This is a genomic window from Paenibacillus tianmuensis (assembly GCF_900100345.1).
Classification (GTDB): domain Bacteria; phylum Bacillota; class Bacilli; order Paenibacillales; family NBRC-103111; genus Paenibacillus_G; species Paenibacillus_G tianmuensis.
Window position 1 is genome coordinate 1 of the sequence record NZ_FMTT01000013.1, and the last position, 21173, is coordinate 21173.

The window sequence follows — 21173 nt, forward strand, 5'->3', positions numbered from 1 at the left end:
CAGATCGAGGTATTTTTTCGTTGGATTAAGCAGCATTTAAACATTCCTACGTTGTTTGGGACAACAGAGAACGCCGTTTATGGTCAGTTATTTGCAGCATTGATGGTGTACGTTCTGCTGAAATGGCTGTTTGACTCCGTTTCTGCATCCATATCTCGGCATGTGGAACTCTCCTTTGTCCGATTTACACGTTTATTCGCTCTTCATCTGCTGCCTGCTGAATGGCTTATAAAGATTCAATATATTGTGCAGACACATAACCCCCAGAGGGTTGTTTAGATTACATAATTTGGTTAATCAACAGGCCTGGGGTTGTTGCAATGTTATAATACGACTGGGCGTTTCATCTTCTTCTTCTCCTTTTGAATGTTGAACTTTATTTCTTGCAAACACATCATAACATGGAAATATGTCATCTATTGTCATATAAAGAATTTCTATCGCTTCTTCTCTATAATAGATGCATATGGGGTCATTTGCAGTACATCACACAGTCATCATCGTAAAGGAGCCAAGATATGAGATTGAGCAGGAAAGTCGAACTGATCTTTCATGAACTTGAACATTTGCCGTTGCAACTGAATGATCAAAACTATCATCCGTTATTAAAGCAGGGCTATAATTATCTCGTTCTGCTGCGTGACAGCGGTTTGGACGAACAAAGGGTTTACAAGCGACTTGTTGCAAGGCATCAGAATCTAGCAAATGAAAAGCAGCAAGATTTTATGGCAGAACTGCTCGATTGTGTTTGCGGCTTTGTGGGGAATCAAAACTATTACATTTGGCGTCAGGACGGAGCATTTGCGAGAGAATTGAAAAATGGAGGATGATTCGCTTGAAAACATGATAAAAGACTGCTCTGCGCAGCAAGCAGAGCAGTCTTTTACATTTTTATTTCTTCACCACGTAATAGTGTTGAACAATTTGGCCAAAGCGTTTTGTCTCCGTCAGGGAAAGCTTCAATTCCGGATTATCTTCTTTAAACAGAGGTCTCCCTTTACCTAAAATCGTTGGTGTGATCGCGATGATAAACTCATCTACCAGTTTTCTTTTTAAGAGTACATCAAGAATCTCGGCCCCACCAACAATCCATATTTTAGAACCTTCTTGTTCTTTAAGCTTCTCAACGAACCCCGGTACATCTTCGGTTACAAATGTAACGTATGGACTTGGCTCTTTTTCAGAACGTGAGAACACATAGCATTTCTTATCTGAATAGGGAAATTCATCAGCTAATTCAAAGGTATGCTCGTATGTTTTGTTCCCCATTAATACCGTATCAATCGTCTGAATAAATTCGCTGTAGCCGTTGTCCCCCTCTCCCTCTACCTCATAAAGCCAATCAATCTCTCCATTTTGCCGCGCAATATACCCATCCAGGGTTGTTGCAATGTATAATACGACTGGGCGTTTCATGTTCTTCTTCTCCCTTCAAAGGTTGAAATTGTTTCTTGCAAACACATCATAACATAGAAATATGTCATCTACTGTCATATAGCTGGCGCGTTCGACTGCCGCTATCCATTTTCCAGTCTCCCCTACGTATGAGAAGGTATCCTAACACAAACAATAAAGAAGCGGCAATCTTTAAATTAACAACGAATGGACTTCAACTTATGGAGGGAGGTATACCATTTGAACTGTAACGTTAGTAAGACGGAACAAGCGGTTCGAATGACCATTGGAGCTGCTATCGTTTTTGCCGGACTATATTACAGAAGCTGGTGGGGGCTAGTCGGATTAGCACCGATCATTACAGGCGCAACCCGCTATTGTCCGGGGAATGCGGTCCTTGGAATACAAAATTGCAAAGTGAATCACTGATCCATTTTGATTCGAAAATGAGTCTAAAACCTTCTTACCAGGTTTTGGACTCTGTCTAAATATTCACTTTTGGAGACAAAAAATGCGAAATCTTCATTACCTTCTACTGCGCACCATCACAATAGCTTTGCTGATTTTGACCGTGGCTAATGGAATGGCTCATTCGGCTCCCTATGATGACCCGCCCTTACCGATTTTGGCTGACCATGGAATGTATACGATCGAAGTTTGCCCTCAACGTCATCAACTGGTTGTGTGGGCCTATGGACAGCGATTCAAAACCTATCCCGTTGCCGTTGGCAATCCATCCACTCCTACCCCGGTTGGAGAATACCAAGTTATTTATAAGGGATAATCACGGTGCCGTCGGGCCTAATCTCTGCCGCGCTGCATCTCATTTCCATCGCTGCGTGGTCCGATTGCGGTAAAGTGACCTCGACTTGGCGGCTATTCCTCCATCCTTCCTCCATATTCCCCTTGCGTATTTTTGTTCGGTTCTCAATGTTCGTTCCCGGCTCCGGGAAAACCTCCTCTTCGTGCCGCTTGTACTCTGCAAGAGCTCATGAACGAGCAGAGCATTTTTCTGCAAAGCTTCCCTTGGAGAAAGGACGACCGGTAAAGGCTCATACTCCACTTTGATTTGGAGAGCCGCCATCTCGGCAATATATTCTTGTTCCGCGACAACAAGGGCGACGGGCTCGCCGTAATATCTTACTTTGTCTATTGCGATTGATGGCCGGTCTGCCAGCGGCGACCCGGTCAACATCGGGTAATATTGTCCTGTTATGACCGCCTTGACACCCGGAATTTTTATGGCTTTCGACGAATCGATCGATTTTATGTTAGCATGAGCATGCGGACTGACAGCCATTTTGACATGGAGCAGCCCAGGTATTGCATGATCATTAATATATTTGGTTCTCCCTGTAACTTTCTCCCATGTTTCCTTTCTGGGAATACTTTTCCCAACCGATCGTTGGATCGTGGTCCCCTCCTCATGGCCAAATGATCTTGCAACGTTCAAATTCCGCATATCCTATATATACAGGGCTTGTTGTCCGTATTATTTAAATTAATGAATCAACCATCATGGGAAAACATTCCAAAACAAAAAGACCGCAAATCACGCGGTCTTAATGAGCGAAGCCAATGTTTTTTTACTATATATGCAAAGCTTATTCTTCAGGCATATCCACATTATGATAAACCTGTTGAACATCCTCCAGGTCTTCGAGCGTATCGACCAATTTCTCGAACTGCACCAGAGCGTCTCCCGAAAGAGTCACATAATTTTGCGCCAGCATCGTCTGTTCTGCAACGATAAATTCCGTAATGCCCGCCTGCTTGAACGCGGATTGTACGGCATGAAACTGATCCGGTTCGGCATAGACGATAACCGAATCCTCTTCCTCTGTAATATCCCGAACGTCTACGTCTGCCTCCATCAATAGCTCCAAAACTTCGTCGGATGTTTTACCTTCAACCCCAAAGACGGCCGTCGGACTGAACATATACGTTACAGAACCGCTGACTCCCATGCTTCCGCCGCTTTTATTGAAAGCCGAACGTACGTCCGCGGCAGTACGGTTTACGTTATTGGTGAGCGTATCGACGATGATCATGGCGCCGCTCGGACCGAATCCCTCATAACGGAGCTCCGTATAACTCTCTTCCGAGTTTCCTTTCGCCTTCTCAAGCGCGCGGTCGATGATCGCTTTCGGTACGTTGTATGTTTTGGCTCGTTCGAGCACGAATTTTAAAGCTTGATTGGATTCCGGATCAGGTTCGCCCTTCTTCGCCGCGACATAAATCTCAACTCCGAACTTCGCATAGATCCGACTCGTGCTTGCGTCCTTCGATGCTTTTTTCTCTTTAATATTATTCCACTTACGTCCCATACTGGTACCTGCCTTCGCATTCTTATTTTTTATTCTTACCCTATTATATTGAATAAAGCGGTATTTGGACAAGTTTAGCGTATGCGAATCGACAAACGTCGCATTGTGGCCTCGATCGGACTTCTGCGTCCTGTCGAACTTGGTATTTTTCCTTACTCTAAGAGCAACGAATGATCTTTAAGTTTGGATGCAGGATATGTCTTCCAACCATTCTTCTATGTATGACACAATATGTACCGGAGTTAGTAGCAAACGCTAAGCCCATAAAAGATAAAAAAAGATAAGGAAGTGTGTGTTTGTGAGTATGGAAAAGGTGTTTCTGTTTGATGTGACTGAAGAACCAAAAAGTATTTATCCGTTCGCTCCTGTTTACAAGGTGGAACAAGGTGGTGAATCTTACATTGTTAAACATACGGTTTCACCTATTGAAGAAGCAATGAAGGTTGCAAATTTCGTTGGGAGATTGAATAAACTTGGTGTTCCTATTGTGGCTCCGGTTCCAATGAGTGTTGACAATCCTCAACAAGTAGATGAAACAGTATGGGTAGTTTATCCGTTTATTAAGGGCAAGTCCTATACAGGGAAAGATGAGGAAATTTATGAGGCTGGTAAGTTGCTTGGTCGCATTCATTCATTATCATCGAAGAATAATGAAGAAGGTCTGGATATCTATGATGAGTTTGAATTAGAGAAAAATGAAATAATGGAGAATTTGGAAACAATAGGAGGTTATGCCGAAGAAAGGGGGATTCCACTGGATGAAGGTCATTTAAGTGAACAAATGCTCAGAATTATTGAACAGCAGGAGACCTTAAAGGCTTTGGAATTACCATCAGTGGCTACACCCTATGATTATAAGGCAGATAATCTAATTTATAATGACTCTGCAAAGCCTTATCTCATTGACCCGGATAACGCTGTCTTTTTACCAAGAATCTATGATTTAGCACTGGCATTGCTTCTTTTCCACAATGCATTGGATACAGCCCCTGACCGTATATTTGATATCAACCAATGGTCCTTGTTTAAAAAGGGATATTTTGAGTTTGTGGAGATTACAGATATTGAAAGAACACATTGGCAAGACGTTGTAAAACATATTTTCTTGGATGAAGTAATCTGGTTGATGGCTGACTTTGAAGAAGGTTGGGATGATCAAAGGCAAGTCAACTTTTTCAATTCTCTATTATCACTACTCAACGATATGGAATCCTATGATTTAAAATAACGGATTCAAGGGAAATCGGCCACCCTTGGCTAATGATATGTTGGCCTTGGGTGGTTTTCTTATTCTTGCTGGGATCACATGACATGGCTATTGAATCCGGCCCTGGAATTGAAAAAAAGCCGCAATATGCGACTTTTTTCGTAAGAATTACATCCCCGCCCAGACATCTTTGGCATAGCTGCCATTCGACTGAAGATGTTCCAGCCATCGTTCTGCTTCTTGCTTATCGACCCCATGGACGGTCTGATAAGCTTTCTGCAGCTCGTTTTCGACATCAGGCGCCATTTTACTGCCGTCTCCACACACGTAAAGCCGTCCGCCAGCGTCAAGAATGCGGATCAACTCCGCTGCATGCTTCGCCATCAAATGCTGTACGTAAGTTTTAGGCACGCCTTCCTCACGGGAAAAAGCCGTACGAAGCGTAACCACTCCGTCTCTTTCGTATTGTTCCAGCTCTTCGCGGTAAATATAATCCGCTTCGTTCCTGCAGCCGTAATAAAGATGGGCTTCGCCCAGCGATTGTCCTGCCCGCTTCATCAGCGCTCGTGCCTGCAGGAATCCACGGAATGGCGCTACCCCCGTCCCCGGCCCTACCATAATCACGGGAGTCTGCGGATCTTCAGGGAGCTGGAAGCCGGACTCCGGTGTGCGAACGAACATGACGATGTCCTCTCCCGCCTGACGCTCCGCTAAATAATTCGAGGCGACGCCGACATATTCCCCTTGTCCGCTCCAAGCCTGACTGCGCACGACACCTACCGTAATGCTGGTCCGGTCTGCGTTCATCCGTGGGGAACTGGATATCGAATAATATCTTGGTTTGAGCGGAGGCAACAGCTCCAAAAACTTCGCAAACGGAATTTCGCAGGCTTCGTATTTTTCAACAAGATCAAGCATTGTGATCCGTTTCTTCAATATCTGCTCTTCGTAAGTCCCCTCTTCTAACAAAGCTTCCAATTCGCGCTTATGCGGAGGACAAACCGTAAAAGCGGCAACCTCGCGGATTTGGGCTCGCGTCGCAGCCTCCTGCAGCTCCATAGTATGGCTAAGTAGGTCGAACAGCGATACAGGCCGGTCTAAAGGCAGATGGGATGCGCTGACTCCGCTTGCCGTCAAAATCACTTGCTCTTTCTCATTCAACCCAAAACGTCGCAAAATGCGTCCGACATTCTCTTTTTTGTTGCTTGGAAAGACGCCAAGGTGATCGCCCTCTTGATACGTAACCTCCTCCGGCAATTCGATCTCGATATGCCGCGTGCTTCGTCCGCTACCAGACTGCTGAAGTTCACGATTTTCCGCGACTGTTGCGTGAACCGCATCGTACGATTGAGCGAGAGGCGTCTCTGCAAAGCCGCTGACAAACTGAATGTTCAGGGTGCTCCGCTCTTTTTCTGCATTTTCATTCAGTTTTAGATCGAACGTCTTCATCGCATCGGTCCACATTTGACTTTTCCAACCTTCAAACTGCTTTTCGAAGTCGCCGCTCGCATCAGCCTCTCCGCGAAGGGAGAACCTTGTCGCTCCTTTTTCGGCGAGCTGTTCGTCAATGAATCTCGGCACATCCTGATACGTCGAGGCCCAGTTGTGGTCCCCGCAGCCAAATACGGAATAATGCACGCCGCTAAGCTCGTCCGGTTCGACCTGCTCCAGCCATTGAACGAACTGTCGCGCATTGCCCGGCGGTTTGCCGTTATAAGAAGAGGTGACGATGATCAAGGCGCCTTCCTTCGGCAAATGGCCTAACCGATCGTTCAGTGCCGCCGCTTCGCTCCGGATGCCGTGCAAACGGGCGAGGTCCGCCAGTTCTTTGGCAATACGCTCTGCCGTTCCCATATTGGAGCCGTAAAGCACGAGCAGCGGTCTGTTGTTCACTCCGATGACGGAAGCTTGCTGTGCTTGTTTTTCAGGGCTGGGAGCCTGGGTAAGGTTTTCTCCCGGTGTGTTGGGAGGCGTAGCGGTTATTTTCTTCTCCCGCAATTGAACCCGGATCTTGAAGTCGTCCGGCTTCAGCGTCAGCGTTTGTTTGACTTTCAACTGGTAGTTCAAAGGATCAAGCAATTGAAATTGCTGAAGGATCATCCCAAGCACTAAAGTCGCTTCGTGAAGCGCAAACTGCATGCCGATACAGGCTCGCTGCCCGTTCCCGAACGGTTTATAGGCATGATTCGGCACTTGGGCAGGGTCTTCAAACCGTTCCGGACGGAATTGTTCCGCATCGTCCCCCCATACCCCTTTATCCCGATGCAGCTTGGGCAAAACAATGGAAACGGCTTCCCCTTTTTTAATGGGATATTTCCCTCCAATAATGCTGTCTTCCTTGGCGAACAAGCTAAATTGAGGAGCGGTCGGCCATAAACGCAAAGACTCATTTAAAATCATTCGGATATATTTCAGCTTCAGAACTTGCTCGTACGTGGGTGTTGCGCCTGTAAGCACTTCATCCACTTCGGCGTACGCCTTTTTTAATACGTCCGGGTGCTTTAATAAAAAGTAAATCGTAAATGACAATAGTCCGCTTGTGGTTTCATGGCCGGCGATCAGGAACGTGATAATTTGGTATCGAATATTTTGATCATCCAGTGGTTGACCGGTCTCGGGATCTTTGGCGGTCAGCATTCTGGCAAGCAAATCGGTTTCTCCACGATCCCCTCTTTCTTTGCGCTCGGCGATGATTTTATCGACCAAGGAGAACATCGATTGATTATCTTGCTCGTACTGGCGTTTGGTTTTGACCATCAGCATGTTTTGAATCGGCAACCTGTTGCCGTAATGCATCGCTTCATCCAGCGATCGAACCATACTTACAATAAAAGGATTTGGCGTTTCTCTGTAGTAGCTGTTGAAACGATAGTTAAATCCGCACAAGCCAATGGTGTCCAGCGTCAGCCGTGTCATATCGTCCGGAACGTCGATGCTTTCGTCCGGATTGAGGCGCGCCCATTTTTGGACGAGCTGCACCGCGATATCCACCATCATGTCATGATACCCCTTCATGGCTTGAAGGCTAAAGGAAGGCATCAGAATAGCATGCGCCTTTTTCCAATTCGGCTCCTCGGTAAGACTTGTGAATAGTCCGTCTCCGGCAAAATCCCGTACTTTAAGCAAATGTCCTATCGCTTTGTCAAAACGCGATTCGTCACATACATCGGCCACCAAGTCGGGTCCGGAGATGATATAAACGGATCTTCCCAATGCCTCGAAACGGAAAATAGGACCGTACTCGTCAGCAAGTTTACAGAAAGATAAAGTAGGCGAATCCTTATCGATTAAGGGGATATTCCCTAGCACGCCATAGGTTTTGGGCTGGGGGATCGGTATCAAATTTTCCATAAAAAATCCTCCCTCTTTTTAGAGTTAACCGGTATACTGCCATCTCTTACTAACCTAATATTCCCCAACAACGGTAACAAAAATTACCCTAACCTTCGAAAACTTTTTCGAAAGCATGGGTTTATTTTAACCGCGGCAATCCATAATATCCAATGTATAATTGAACATGAATTCATTACATCAAAATAATGAATGGAGTAAGGAAACGTGGAACTGCAGCAGCTTCGCTATTTTCAAACCGTAGCTCGATTGGAGCACATGACGCAGGCGGCCGAGGAATTAAACATTACCCAGCCTGCACTCAGCAGAACGATCTCCCGATTAGAAGAAGATATCGGCGTCCCCCTATTTGAACGAAAGGGCCGTCATATTCGGCTTAATCGATATGGCGAGATTTTTCTTGCCCATCTGGAGCGGTCGTTTCTGGAGTTGGATCAAGCCAAGAAGAAAATCAATGACATGGCTCAGTTAGGAAACCGGTCAGTCTCCATTGCTACCACAAATGTCAGTATCTTTCCGAGTCTGGTATCGTCTTTTCTGCGTCAATACCCGGATATCCGGATACGTCAATATTTGCGAAGCGACATCAATATGTACCAATTACTGGAACAAGGCGAGATCGACATGTGCATTTCTTCCGAGCCGATAGAAGGCCCTGATATCCAATGGGACCCTTTATTTTCGGAAGAATTATTATTGCTGGTGCCAAGAGAAGAACGCTTTGTTCATCGTCAGGAAATACGATTGATTGAGGTTGCCAGCGAAAGATTTATTAGCGGTAACACCAGTTACGATACATCCAATTGGCTAGAAAAGCTTTGTCGGCAAGCCGGATTTGCTCCGAAAATTTCATTCGAGGGAAATGATTCCGTTGTCATTGGGGAAATGGTCAGTCTTGGTCTGGGTATCTCATTTATCCCAAAGCCTCTTTGGGAAAAGTTTTCTGAAATCCTGAAGGACCGGCTTCATGTTTTGAAAATTACGGAGCCCCATTGTACAATGACTACCGGTATATCAAGAATAACGAACCGGTATATGCCTACCGCCGCGGATACCTTTTATAGCTTCGCGATTCATCGCACATGGGATCAAGAGGAAGGATTTTGATTTGACTAAAAAATGGACTAGATCCGGAATCGCAACTGTATCGAACAAACAAATCTCGATTGACATTGTGCCGCTGAGAGCAGAAGACCGAAAACCGCTGGAACATCTTGGCTCAAGGTTATAAACCTTTTACGAGACGGAGCTCCCGGACTCCAAATATGACGAAGTGTGGCACCGTTTGCTAAACGCCATAACGCTTCTCGATTTTACTGGCAAACTCGTCATGATAATACCACAGCTCGCTTGCTCTATGACAAAGTTGCCAATCACAACGGGTTCATTCGCTATGATTATCCGCTTGAGTCATATGAGAGGACTGCCTCTTAAACAGAACTTGTTCTGCTTAAGAGGCAGTCCCTTATATTTCCATCTTGATTCTAAGTATCCATTGAAATATGGTCCCACTCTTCGTCCCGGTGGCCTATCATCCAGAACAATCCCCTGCGCCTTTCGATGACGATGCTTTCGTTCATGCCGGCAGGCGCTTCTTTTCCTTCGTTGACCCGATTATTGACGCATGCCCAGTGAAGCCGATAAATTTTGTCAGCCTCATCCATCACTTCTTCCTTGCTGCGCATCGCGGTTTTGAGCAAGAACTGCTCGAACGTTTCGCAGCTGGAAACAACCTCAATCGCATAGTCGCAGTCGCATACTTGATCGGGAAAATCAAGTGTCTCCACAAGACCCAATGCCCAGATAAGCGTCCAGTACGCTTCATATTGCCAGGAAATATTGATCGCCTCTTCCCTAACTGGCTCTTCATCCTGCAATAGCTTTCTTTCATTCTCCGTGAGGTACTCTTCCACGCCAAATTTTTGCAGCATGCCGGTGAAAAAGTCTCTCGACCCCTGAATATCTTCACCTTGCGCTACGTCGCAAGCGAATTGGATGACGATTAATACGGTGACAGCTCTTCTTGCTATGTCTTCTTTTGTTTTAAACTCGCATTGTTCTAAGGGCGGAAGCTGCGGCAGCCAGCTAATAAACGGAACACCCATTTCATTCAAATAAGCGATGTTCTTATTCTTTCTCTGTTCGCCTTCCTCGGATGTGATCTCAGGTCCAAGTATCTTTCTTGTGCAGCCATGAGGCCTGAAGTCAGACGAGCCCGATTTCCCGTCGGGATACACAATAACATCTCCCGCTTGATCAAGCAAAATTCCGTTCGGCAAAAAGCCGATTCCTCCTACTATTCGCGATAGCAGCGCCGTAAATAATTGCATCTGCCCGTCGGTTATGTCCTTCTCCATTTCGATGGCAAGCATCGTATTTAGTACGGATATTTGCGTCATGACCAAAGCTTTCAGGTTCTCGTCGTCAAAAGGAATGCGATCATAAAACCCCATCATCCCAGGAATGTTTTTATCGAAATAATCGGGATTCGTATCCTCGGACGCGACTCTTATCGTCATTTTATGTTTGCCGAACAGCGATTTGGATTTGAGAACATAATCGTTTTCGTCTCTCTTGACTTCATAGCCTTTTCCAAAAACTTCTGATATGATATTTTCAATATCATGGATGTCGTTCCTGGAAGCAAATATCGTAAAATGTTTCAAAAAGAGTTCCTCCTCAAAACCATCATTTTCCTACTGTTTGAATTTACTCTATTAGAGCATCAAGTGCAATAGAAATTAACAGTTTTTTGGTTGTTGTTGCGGAGTGAACTTTATAAAGTTATCGGCACCATATCCATCAAATGGAAGTCCGAATCAGATACGAAGCAAAGACAAGAGAAATGTTGAAAAAGAAGGCAAATTGATAGGTACATCCAAGGAGTCCCGCCAACAAAACGCAAAAAAGCGAATCCGTCATCCGATTCGCTTTTTTGCGTAAGCGTCCAATTGCTTGAACATAGCCTTTCTTTTACGCTCATCTGCAAGAAACCTTGGAAAATCACGTTCTATTTGTAATTTCTCTTTAGGGGATTTCTGATCGTAATGTACAATAAGCTTGCAGATTCCCCTTGGAAAACGAAGCCAAATTTTCAGCATTTGATAATCTGATGTTGTTAACTTGAATACCTTCTGATAACCATCCAGGATCGATTTGACGATGGAAAAATTCCAACCATGATCTATACAAGAATTAAAGATAATCCGGTATAGATCATACGCGCGTAAATCCAAGCGAAGTGTTTCAAAGTCGATGAGGTACATTCCATTGGCGGATCGAATAATATTAGTCGGACCGCAATCCCCATGGCATAATGTTGCCTTTGTTTTACGACAAATCGATCTATAATCGCTGTTTCTCAATGATCGCAAAGAAGCTTTCCCCATCTGTAAAATTTCTTTGCCATGGGCTTGCAGCAACCTGTCCAGAGGGCTGCGAAATCCGTTTCGTTTAGCTTTACGAAATGCTTTTTGCAGCACTTTTTGTTCATTTTGCAGGTAGGTATACCATTTTCCACTCATATTATTTATTCCGGCTTTAGGTATCGTTATTCTTTTTCCGGTCCGATGGAATCTTGCGAGAAGGGTTCCACAAGCCTTCATTTGGGATCTCGACTTGGGTGAAGGCCAACTTCCCTTCAACCAGGGATGTAGTACGAATGGCGGACTATGATGGAACCATTTTACAAAAAGGTGCTTTCCCGAGTATTCTCTCGGATTTCGCCACACGATCCGCGGAAAACCATGCCTACGGAGTCGTCCCAATGTTTTATCGATCCAGCGGAGTCGAGTTGGCGGGTAAGACATTCGTTTTAAACAGTATACTTTTCCTTTAGTTGTTACAACCTGATAGACCCCGTTTTGAATAATCTTCATACGCCTGACCCGTATTCCAAACTTTCTGGAAAGCCCTTTTACCTCTCGGTTGGGTCTCATGGAAATACATCCCCTTCTAATCATTGAAATCGAATTATTTTCACCTTAATTGGACTTACTTGACTAGTTTTTTATATTGGTCAGCGATACGAGGCCATCTATAGCGAGAAGCTAACTTTCGTCCGGCAATCACTCGTTTGCGGGTGATAGATGGGTTGCTCCACATTTTTTCGATCGCGGACGCAATCGCTCGACTCTTCGCTTTGGGAATCACTTGCGCCACACTGCTGTTCACAATTTCGGAAAGTCCGCCAGATCGGGTCGCAATTAATGGTACCCCGCTAGCAAGAGCTTCAAGTGCTACCAGGCCAAACGATTCTTCCAAAATGCTGGGCATAACAACCGCACCGTAAGAAGCATACAGTTTTTGTACCTGTCTTTGTTTGCGAAACCCATGCCAATGAACATCAGACTGAATATTCAATCTCTTGACGAGTAACTTCAGACGCCTGAAATAAATTTTATTTCCTTTTCCGATCACATGTAGCTTGACTTTTTTATTTTTGTGCTTCAATAAGGCGATCGCTTTAAGAAGCGGCTCTATTCCCTTTGACGGAACCAGCCTTCCAACAAACAAAAGACGGGAGCGTGGCGCGCGAGTCTTGGATGTAAGCGCATTAACTCCATGCTTGATAATAATCGTTTTTTTTGCGCAAAATGGGTATAACTTCTTCAGTTTTGCAAGCTCCCAGCGGCTCGGAACAACGATCCGATTTGCAACCTTGAGCAACTGCACCTGCTGATTTATCCTCCTTCGCTTCTGGCTTTTAGGCCCCGTTTCCAGATCGACCAAAGAATGACACGTATAAATGACGGGAGTGTTATATTTTTTACGAAAATATTTCGCCAGATCAGTAAACTGTAAGCTGTGAATATGAATACAATCGGGATTTAAGTAACTCCGTTTATTCATCCAACGATGAATTGCAGAGGGTGTATACTTTCTCAGGGGAAAACGAATAATTCTCAAATTGTCTCTCCTCGTTACATTGAACCGAGGATATCGGTTTTTACTGAGAACAGTAGCATAAACCCCTTTTCTTGTTAAATGCTTAGTCAAGTTCGTTGCTGCTGTTCCCAGTCCGCCGATGATATAGGGTTCATATTCAGTCGTCAAAATCCACCATGAACGCTGTGATGATTTCTTCAAGTCTGCACCCTCCTATACATTTGCTCCAATTTTGTAGCGGTCAACCGCCAACTGAAATGCCGAACGGCATAGCTTTCATTGGTAACAGTCGTTCATTAAAGGCAGAACTTATACTATTGTTTCAACAGCACTACAGAAAAATGAATTATGCACTTGTTTTGGGAAAGTGTTCTTTTCTACGGAACCGCTGACAAGGGGCGGCAGCGGAATTTGTTCCGGGGCGATCATCATTATTTAAAAAGCTAAAAGCATTATATGCTTTTAAGAATTTTTAGGTATGGGCAACTCCTCCAAGTCGAGCGCTTTAGAATAATTTCCCCCCTTTCGATAAAAATTTCTCCCTTCTTTCGGGTGTGGAACATCCCATATAATAGGAAGCAATCCTTATAGCGGAAAGGAGGATGCTTTAGGTACCGAACGACTGGAAGGAGGGCATGCCGAAGATCGTCGTTTCCGACGAAGGTTTTTTTGTAAGCGCTTTATAAACGGTTCGAATTCAACTACTAATCCATTAGAGGAGGCTCAACGGATGAACTTCCATAATTCCCCTTTGTATGCACGCCTGCGCCCCCGTCTGCTATTAGGGCTCATTACCTCGCTCATCATCTCGCTATTCTCTATGATTGCGTCCCCTCTCCCCTCTGACGCGGCTCCAGCCGGAGGCTATAAGATCGTCGGCTATTGGCACAACTTCGACAATGGGTCAGGCTTTATCAGGCTGCGCGAGGTATCCCCGGATTTCGACGTGATTAACGTTTCGTTCGCGGAGCCGACAAGCGGCGGCGGCGGTGTGATCGGCTTCACCCCCTATAACTACACCGATGCCGACTTCAAAGCCGACGTTGCGTATCTGCAGAACAAGGGCAAGAAGGTCGTCATCTCCATCGGCGGCGCGAACGGGCAAGTGCAGTTGGCGACTACGGCCGCCCGCGACGCGTTCGTCAACTCGGTGACAGGCATCATCGAGAAATACGGGTTCGACGGACTCGATGTCGACTTTGAGGGACACTCGCTCTATTTGAACGCCGGTGATTCCGACTTCCGCCATCCGACAACGCCCGTCATCGTTAACCTGATCGATGCGCTCAAGTCGCTGAACAGCCACTTCGGCACGGACAAATTCATTCTGACCATGGCCCCGGAGACATTCTTCGTCCAGCTCGGGTATTCGTTCTACGGCGGAAGCTGCATCAGCTGCGATTCGCGCGCCGGCGCTTACCTACCCGTGATCTACGCAACGCGCGACATTCTGGATTGGCTCCAAGTGCAAAATTATAACTCCGGCCCGATCACCGGCCTCGACGACCAGTACCATACGATGGGCAGCGCCGATTTCCACGTCGCCATGGCCGATATGCTGTTGACCGGGTTCCCCGTGAACAAGAACGCCAACCTGTTCTTCCCGCCGCTGCGTCAGGAGCAGGTGCTGCTTGGCTTACCGGCGAACGGCAATGCGGGCGGTGGCTTTACACCGGTTGCCGAAGTGCATAAAGCGCTCGATACGCTCGTGAAGGGCCAGCAGCTTAGCTCCTACAAAACGCGGGGCAGCGCAACCGGCTACCCAAACTTTGGCGGTCTGATGACGTGGTCGATCAACTGGGATAAGTTCAATCAATTCGAGTTTTCTACGAAGCACCGCGCCTATTTGAACGCCTTGAACCCGCCGGCCCCGGATACACAAGCTCCGACGGCTCCGGCAAATTTGGTATCGACCGGCAAAACCGCGACCAGCGTCTCCCTGTCCTGGACTGCTTTGACCGACAATGTCGGCGTGACCGGCTACACGGTCAACTACGGCTCCTCGCAGGTGAACGTGACGGGCACGAGCACAACGATACAGGGTCTGAAACCGAATACCAGCTATACGTTCTCGGTGACGGCCAAGGATGCCGCCGGCAACGTCTCGGCCGCCAGCAATGCGGTGACGGTCAAGACGGACGAATCATCCAACGACACTCAAGCTCCGACCGCTCCGACTCAACTAAGCGTAGTCTCCAAGTCCGTTACGAGCATAGCGCTGAGCTGGGCTGCGTCCTCCGACAATGTCGGCGTGACCGGTTACACGGTCACCTACGGCACTTCTCAAGTGAATGTGACAGGAACGAGTGCAGCGATAGAGGGACTGAAGCCAAATACCAGCTATACATTCTCGGTAACGGCTAGGGATGCCGCCGGCAATATCTCGCCTGTCGCAGTGCTTACGGTGACGACGGACGCACCGTCAGGCGCTCAGCCATGGGCTCCCGGAACCGCCTATAAAATCGGCGATGAGGTTACGTACGCAGGCAAAACTTACGTGTGCCGCCAAAACCACACTTCGCTGCAAGGCTGGGAACCGCCCAACGTTGCGGCGCTGTGGCAGCTGAAGTAAGTTGAGCGCGCAGCGGCAGCATCTAGCAGATCGCCCTATTCTATTGAAAGAAGCCGTAGAAGTCTTTTCTACGGCTCTTCGTACGGCTTCTGCCCCTCCGGCGTTTATTTCACGATAAATTTAACTCTGGTTCCGTCCGAGTATCTGGAAAGCTTATTTCCTACCCAGCTTCCCGCCCCGCGGTTGTCGGACGGGCTAATGTATCGAATATCCGCCCCTGCTCCCCCTTCCAAGCACATCGCCATCGGCCATTCATCCCGATCGTAACCTTTCTTCGGCGGATAGCCTTTCAAAGCTTCTTGACGCCGCTCACGGGTATCCTCGCGCTCGATGGTACATACATCGGATTTGCCCGCTGCAATGGCATCTTTAATATGCGCTCCTGTCTCGGGGTAGCGGTCTTTCGGAAAAATGAGAACGTAGTCGTAAGATGATGCCGCGAAGGAAACGTTATTCGAGCCTGCAACCGGAAATAAACTGGCCAGTAAAACCGAGATGAGGAATACAATCGAAAATAGCGCCTTACCCTGCTTCTTAACCATTCGATTACCTCCATATATCATATTTGGAATATTATTCCTTTATCATTGTATTTGAAAATGGGTTGCTTCTCAATAGTTTTGTACCAAGTTTCTTCTAAAACTTTTGTAAAGACGATATGGCCGAAAAAAAACCCAGGTCTTCTTCTTGGCAGAAGTAGACCTGGGTTTCTCTCCGTCTGTACGGGGAAATGTATATTATTGCACACTTGCCGCATGAATGCCGATCGTTGGCATTCAGCACGAACTTCCTACTAATTTTTGTGATTGGCTATGAATTTCTTTAGCTCTTCGATAGGAACGGCGCCAACGATTTTGTCGACCGGTGCACCGTTTTTAAACAGGATCGTAGTTGGAATGCTCATGACTCCAAATTGACTGGCCGTATTAGATTGTTCATCTACATTGACCTTGAGGATTTGCTCTTCGCCATTATGTTCCCGATCAAATGCTTCGAGTATGGTGCCAAAGAAGCGGCAAGGCGAACACCAAGGCGCCCAAAAATTGACTAATGTCAAGCCATCTCTATTTAAATCATTGATGAAGGTAGTATCCGTAGTGTGGGAAATGGTCATTTGCAGCTTCCTCCAATTCTTCATTCATAAAATGACAACGAACAAAGCGGTTATTATCCGTAATCTTCCTCTGTCAAGTCCAAATTAACGGCCATAGCCGTTTTACTGCCGTCGGCTGCGGCAAAAACCACTTGGGAAGGGTTGAAATACGAAGTGTCTCCTGCGGCATATAAACCGGGTATCGAGGTTCTTCCCACTCCATCGGTCTTGATCCCGCCATTATCCAGCCTTTCGCAGTCCAGGCGTTCTCCGAACGGTGCAGCCTGTACAAATTTGGGCAGTACGAAGCCGCCAGTTCTCGGCAGCTCAGTTCCATCTGCAAAACGAACATGCTCAAGCTTCCCGTTGTGACCGACGAAAGCCGCTACAGGCTGCTCCGTCACCACGATTCCCCTGGATTGAAGCAGTGTTTTTTGCTCGTCCGACAGGGACGACCGGCCGTGCGTGCAGACGACCAAATCCTTGGTCCAATTGAGGAGAATCTTGGCTGTATGAAAAATGGCCGGGGATTCGGAAACCAGGACAAGCGGTTGATCCTGCATTTCCCAAGCGTCGCAATAAGGGCAATTAAACAGGCCTTTCCCATACAGCGAATAAAAACCATCGATTTCAGGAAATATTTCCTTTAACCCCGTCGCTAAGATCAGCTTACGCGCTTGGACGAGAAGGCCGGACGTACCCAGCACCTCGAAAAATCCCGATTCGTTTTTTCGAACATCGACCGCCTCGGTTTGCAGGTGCTCGACAGACGGATAACGCAGAACCTCCTCATAAGCAATACGGCGGAATTCGGCTGGCGTCACGCCGTCTCTCGTAATAAAGCCGTGAGACTCATGTGTAACGGCATTTCGGGGCTTGTTGTTATCAATGATAGCCACGTTTCGCCTTGCCCTTCCAAGCATGAGGGCTGCATTCAACCCAGCGGGTCCACCGCCAATAATAGCGCAATCGTAAATCATAATGGTCATCTCCTCTAAATTAGATATTATAGATTTATTATATCTATAAATTAAGTAAAAATTAAACACGTATTGAACCATTCTTTTCCTTTTAACGAAAGGGACTCAACTTAAGTTTGCTGCATTTGCTTTTGGGCCACATCCACCAATTTCGTATTTTTGAGATGCGACTCCATCTTCTCTTCCGCTTCCTCCATTACAGCTTGAATCAGGCATCCGTCACCGTGGACGAAATCGCACTCAAATAAGGAGGCGTTGCCTTCAATGGCATGGATAATATCCAGAAATGTAATGTCGTCTTTCGTGCGGGATAGCCGATAGCCCCCGTTAGCACCGGATACCGATTCGATCATCCCTGCTTTCACGAGCCTCGTTAAAATTTTGGAAAGATAGGTCGGTGATACGCCTTGGGATTCCGCCAAATGCTGGACACCTACCGGCTTAACCGGAGAAGCGGCAACAAGCGTAAGCATGGTGTGCAGAGCATAATTCGTCGCTTTGGAAAATCTCATGACTAACACCTCGATTAAAGACTTATTGAGTCTATAGTATCTTTGAATCAGGCGCGTGTCAAGTCGTGCTGATCCCTTTAACCTTCTTGACACAAAACACCGCTAGGTTAATTACTCTGTAACTCCAAGTTTAATAATCCGTACCTTTTCTCCTGCAAGGACGCCGCGGCCTCCCGGTGGAATGATCATTAAACAGTCGGAATCCTTGATCGAAAGCATCACGCTGGACTGATCAGGTCCTGCCATTTTGACATATAGCTTGCCGTCTTCGATATAGCCTTTGGCCCGTACGAATCGATGATAGGCATTGACTTTCGTAAAATCCTCTCCTAAGAACGCGGTTGCTTCCGGCGGGAGAACGTCCTTCTTCCCCTGCATGCCCCAGAGCACTGGACGAACGAACAACTCAAACCCTACAAAGCAGGCCCCCGGATTCCCGGAAAGCGCGAAGAGAAACTTGTCCTTCACCACGCCAACTGTCGTGGGGCTGCCCGGCCGCATCATCACCTTGTTAAATAACGTCGTCCCTTCCCACGCATCAAAAATATCGACCATAATATCGTAATCGCCTACCGAGACCCCGCCTGTCGTAATGACACAATCCGCCATGGAAAGAGCGGCGGTTATTTGCTCCATGGCCTGATCCACATCGTCAGGGATGGATTCCATCAGGATCGGGGTACCGCCTGCCTCCCGAACTTGTGCTGCCAGCATATGCGTATTGCTGTTCCTGATTTTCCCAGGCTCCAGTGGCGAATGAACGCCCAACAATTCCGAGCCGGTTGCGAATATAGCTACTTTGGGGCGCTTAAATACGTTAACCGTTCCCACGCCAAAGGCAGCCAACACGGCAATCTCGCCTGCGTGTATTTTCCTCCCCTTTTCCAAGACAAGCTCGCCTTTAGCCAGTTCAAATCCGGTTAAGGTTATGTTTTGACCTTCCTTCTGTTCTTTTTTGATCGAGATGAACGTTTTTCCATCTTGCTCGAAGCATTCCGCAATCTCAAGCATGACGACCGCGTTTGCGCCATCAGGCACCATAGCACCCGTCATAATCCTCGATGCCGTATTCCCCGTTATGGCTTTCGTCGGCGTCGAGCCGCAAGGAATGCTCTCGATGACTTCCAGAACAACCGGAAGATCGGAAGATGCGCTGATTGTCGATTCCCATCGTATGGCAAACCCGTCCATACCCGAACGGCAAAAATGCGGCATATGATCCGATGCGAATACATCCGCCGCCAATCTCCTGCCGAAAGCTTCCTCCAATGGGACGCGCTCGACGTCTCCCAGCCGAATATGATGCTGAATCCTCTTTTGTGCCACGTCAGGTTGAATGGCGTTCCTGCGAAAGCGATTTGAAAGCTGTAAACGTTCCATACGATCCTCCAATTTGCGACATTCTCCTGGAAGCAGGCCGAAACGGATATACGCAAGTCACACCGTTTTATAAAAATGCGCTACCCGATGACATCATCGAATAGCGCGCGACTGTGCTCCTTTTAGACGCGTTCTTCAAAGCAGATATGATAACGCAGGTTAGCTTGAAGATCATGCGAAACAAAACAGTCTCTTGATTGGCTGCGCTCCAGCTTGGTCAATGAATCGTCAAATAAAGGTACGGAAAGGAACTGATCGGCATTGAAGTAAAACTTCAGACAGGTCCGGTTATCCGTGAGCGCTGTCTTGAACAGGGTGAATGGCTTGGGCTGCGTTAGTTCTTCGCCCGAAAGATCTTCAATCCATACGGTGATCCGGCTTCCTTCATACTTGGATAACATCGTTTCCCATTCCATCATAAGACCCCGGCTTTGACGTTATTTTTGCCGCAATGGCTGCATTCCGCATGTTCCTTCACTTCGACCTGCAATCGGTAGCCCTGCAGCCAGTCCCAGAAATGATGCGCTGCCCGCTCCTCGAGATAGGCGAGAATGTCCTCGTCCTTCTCCCAAGCTCCTGTACCCGTAACCTCTGCAATGACGTAATCCAGACCGTCGGCCTGCTTCTGCTCCAGGCTCCATTTCGCATGCTTCGGAAACAAGCTTTTCAACTGATCGTCAATGTTTTGCGCAAAAGGCTGTCTAGGAGCGTCCGCCACTTGTTCCCGAATAAAGCATAAATCCATGAAAAACTCGGACTTCCTCATCTATTTTTCACTTCCTTCTTGTAAATAAATAAGGCAATCGGAAACAGAAGGACGTTTAATGCGGCGAACAAGATCACAAGCTTATAGTTTTCAAAATAATAATGGTTGACCGTATACTGCGTGAAAATGATATTGAGCAGCAACACGATACTCAGCAGGATGACGCCCCGATAGCTACGCTTCATACCGCTTCACTCCCGTTGCATAAATTGTCGGCCCTTCGACGCTAACCATAATTTCCGGCAGCGGCCTTCTTGGAGGTCCTCCTGTCGGAGCGCCCGATTTGGGGTCAAAAAAACCGTGATGGCAAGGACAAACCATTTTTTTCTCCTCGCCGTTCCAAAAGACGGGGCATTTCAGATGAGTGCATTCATTTTGATACGCCTTGTATTCATGCTCGCCCAAGCGGATCAACAACGCCGAATCGTGCTCCTCCGGATAAGCAAACTCGACCGCCTCCCCCACGTTCAACGCTTGAACATCGGCGATTTTCTTTTTGGGATGGCTTTTTTGGCCGAGCCCCGCAAGCTCTTTGGCCGCCAGTCCGCCCCAGGGCAGCGTGGAAATGGCAAACACCCCTGCCGCCCCCACCATCGTCTTCATAAAGCCGCGCCGGTCCAGCGTTCGCTCATGATTTTTATGAATGTTATGCGTATAATTGTCTTCGCTATACGGAACCTTGTTGTTCTTCTCTTGATCCATG

At 47.0% G+C, this 21173-nt stretch carries 22 protein-coding genes and 1 pseudogene; 7 read left to right on the plus strand and 16 right to left on the minus strand.

Translation table 11 applies throughout. The annotated features are described in order from the left end of the window. Window positions 1-279: pseudogene (locus BLO51_RS31000) on the plus strand (IS4 family transposase); the annotation flags it as partial. A 245-nt stretch (window positions 280-524) separates the two neighbouring features. Then, entirely contained in the window at window positions 525-830 is a 306-nt protein-coding gene (locus BLO51_RS10730; protein WP_143006870.1) for a hypothetical protein, read from the plus strand. A 61-nt stretch (window positions 831-891) separates the two neighbouring features. On the opposite strand, the gene BLO51_RS10735 is transcribed toward BLO51_RS10730, so the two are convergent. Continuing rightward, window positions 892-1416, minus strand: coding sequence for a dihydrofolate reductase family protein (locus tag BLO51_RS10735; protein ID WP_090670954.1), 525 nt, complete (start codon window positions 1414-1416; stop codon window positions 892-894). Between the two features lie 186 nt (window positions 1417-1602). Between BLO51_RS10735 and BLO51_RS10740 the strand changes: the two genes are divergently transcribed. Both BLO51_RS10740 and BLO51_RS10745 read left to right on the plus strand, forming a co-directional pair. Next, complete coding sequence (locus tag BLO51_RS10740; protein ID WP_281180345.1) at window positions 1603-1824, plus strand: YgaP family membrane protein; 222 nt, start codon at window positions 1603-1605, stop codon at window positions 1822-1824. 211 nt (window positions 1825-2035) lie between these two features. Continuing rightward, on the plus strand, window positions 2036-2179 hold the full coding sequence (locus tag BLO51_RS10745; RefSeq protein ID WP_342672348.1) for a L,D-transpeptidase family protein: 144 nt from the start codon (window positions 2036-2038) through the stop codon (window positions 2177-2179). A gap of 39 nt (window positions 2180-2218) precedes the next feature. Here BLO51_RS10745 and BLO51_RS10750 read toward each other — a convergent pair whose 3' ends face one another. After that, a complete protein-coding gene (locus tag BLO51_RS10750; RefSeq protein WP_245719623.1) occupies window positions 2219-2848 on the minus strand; it encodes a hypothetical protein in 630 nt (209 codons plus the stop codon). Window positions 2849-2999: 151 nt separating this feature from the next. Continuing rightward, entirely contained in the window at window positions 3000-3722 is a 723-nt protein-coding gene (locus tag BLO51_RS10755; protein WP_090670963.1) for a YebC/PmpR family DNA-binding transcriptional regulator, read from the minus strand. A 304-nt stretch (window positions 3723-4026) separates the two neighbouring features. On the opposite strand from BLO51_RS10755, the gene BLO51_RS10760 reads away from it, so the two are divergent. Further along, window positions 4027-4950, plus strand: a complete 924-nt coding sequence (locus BLO51_RS10760; RefSeq protein WP_245719629.1) for a phosphotransferase enzyme family protein — start codon at window positions 4027-4029, stop codon at window positions 4948-4950. A gap of 147 nt (window positions 4951-5097) precedes the next feature. Here BLO51_RS10760 and BLO51_RS10765 read toward each other — a convergent pair whose 3' ends face one another. Beyond that, a complete protein-coding gene (locus tag BLO51_RS10765) occupies window positions 5098-8280 on the minus strand; it encodes a bifunctional cytochrome P450/NADPH--P450 reductase (RefSeq protein ID WP_090670970.1) in 3183 nt (1060 codons plus the stop codon). Window positions 8281-8487: 207 nt separating this feature from the next. Between BLO51_RS10765 and BLO51_RS10770 the strand changes: the two genes are divergently transcribed. After that, window positions 8488-9387 carry a LysR family transcriptional regulator gene (locus BLO51_RS10770; RefSeq protein WP_090670973.1) on the plus strand — a complete coding sequence of 300 codons (900 nt, stop codon included), beginning with the start codon at window positions 8488-8490 and terminating at the stop codon, window positions 9385-9387. 377 nt (window positions 9388-9764) lie between these two features. On the opposite strand, the gene BLO51_RS10780 is transcribed toward BLO51_RS10770, so the two are convergent. From BLO51_RS10780 to BLO51_RS10790, 3 genes are all read right to left on the minus strand, one after another. Further along, window positions 9765-10946, minus strand: a complete 1182-nt coding sequence (locus BLO51_RS10780) for a DUF4272 domain-containing protein (protein WP_090670976.1) — start codon at window positions 10944-10946, stop codon at window positions 9765-9767. A gap of 252 nt (window positions 10947-11198) precedes the next feature. After that, entirely contained in the window at window positions 11199-12242 is a 1044-nt protein-coding gene (locus BLO51_RS10785) for a phosphotransferase (protein ID WP_090670979.1), read from the minus strand. Window positions 12243-12273: 31 nt separating this feature from the next. Further along, the gene (locus BLO51_RS10790) at window positions 12274-13368 is read right to left on the minus strand and encodes a glycosyltransferase family 4 protein (RefSeq protein ID WP_090670983.1); all 1095 of its coding nucleotides are present in this window, start codon (window positions 13366-13368) and stop codon (window positions 12274-12276) included. Between the two features lie 529 nt (window positions 13369-13897). Here BLO51_RS10790 and BLO51_RS10795 point away from each other — a divergent pair. Beyond that, on the plus strand, window positions 13898-15739 hold the full coding sequence (locus BLO51_RS10795; protein WP_090670985.1) for a fibronectin type III domain-containing protein: 1842 nt from the start codon (window positions 13898-13900) through the stop codon (window positions 15737-15739). A gap of 104 nt (window positions 15740-15843) precedes the next feature. Here BLO51_RS10795 and BLO51_RS10800 read toward each other — a convergent pair whose 3' ends face one another. The 9 genes from BLO51_RS10800 to BLO51_RS10840 form a co-directional block, all read right to left on the minus strand. Continuing rightward, entirely contained in the window at window positions 15844-16281 is a 438-nt protein-coding gene (locus tag BLO51_RS10800; protein ID WP_090670988.1) for a NucA/NucB deoxyribonuclease domain-containing protein, read from the minus strand. Between the two features lie 251 nt (window positions 16282-16532). Further along, on the minus strand, window positions 16533-16853 hold the full coding sequence (trxA, locus tag BLO51_RS10805) for a thioredoxin (RefSeq protein ID WP_090670991.1): 321 nt from the start codon (window positions 16851-16853) through the stop codon (window positions 16533-16535). Window positions 16854-16906: 53 nt separating this feature from the next. Beyond that, on the minus strand, window positions 16907-17812 hold the full coding sequence (locus BLO51_RS10810; protein ID WP_090670994.1) for an NAD(P)/FAD-dependent oxidoreductase: 906 nt from the start codon (window positions 17810-17812) through the stop codon (window positions 16907-16909). A gap of 110 nt (window positions 17813-17922) precedes the next feature. Then, window positions 17923-18324, minus strand: a complete 402-nt coding sequence (locus BLO51_RS10815; RefSeq protein WP_090670996.1) for an Rrf2 family transcriptional regulator — start codon at window positions 18322-18324, stop codon at window positions 17923-17925. 111 nt (window positions 18325-18435) lie between these two features. Beyond that, window positions 18436-19704 carry a molybdopterin molybdotransferase MoeA gene (locus BLO51_RS10820; RefSeq protein ID WP_167670175.1) on the minus strand — a complete coding sequence of 423 codons (1269 nt, stop codon included), beginning with the start codon at window positions 19702-19704 and terminating at the stop codon, window positions 18436-18438. Window positions 19705-19826: 122 nt separating this feature from the next. Beyond that, the gene (locus BLO51_RS10825) at window positions 19827-20120 is read right to left on the minus strand and encodes a hypothetical protein (RefSeq protein WP_090671001.1); all 294 of its coding nucleotides are present in this window, start codon (window positions 20118-20120) and stop codon (window positions 19827-19829) included. Beyond that, window positions 20120-20449 (minus strand): hypothetical protein, encoded by a 330-nt coding sequence (locus BLO51_RS10830; RefSeq protein ID WP_143006871.1) that lies wholly within the window; start codon window positions 20447-20449, stop codon window positions 20120-20122. Before BLO51_RS10830 ends, BLO51_RS10825 begins: the two co-directional genes overlap by 1 nt. Before the next feature lie 17 nt (window positions 20450-20466). Next, window positions 20467-20655 (minus strand): hypothetical protein, encoded by a 189-nt coding sequence (locus tag BLO51_RS10835; RefSeq protein WP_090671007.1) that lies wholly within the window; start codon window positions 20653-20655, stop codon window positions 20467-20469. Then, window positions 20645-21172 carry a Rieske 2Fe-2S domain-containing protein gene (locus BLO51_RS10840; RefSeq protein WP_090671011.1) on the minus strand — a complete coding sequence of 176 codons (528 nt, stop codon included), beginning with the start codon at window positions 21170-21172 and terminating at the stop codon, window positions 20645-20647. Before BLO51_RS10840 ends, BLO51_RS10835 begins: the two co-directional genes overlap by 11 nt. Between the last annotated feature and the right edge of the window lies 1 nt (window position 21173).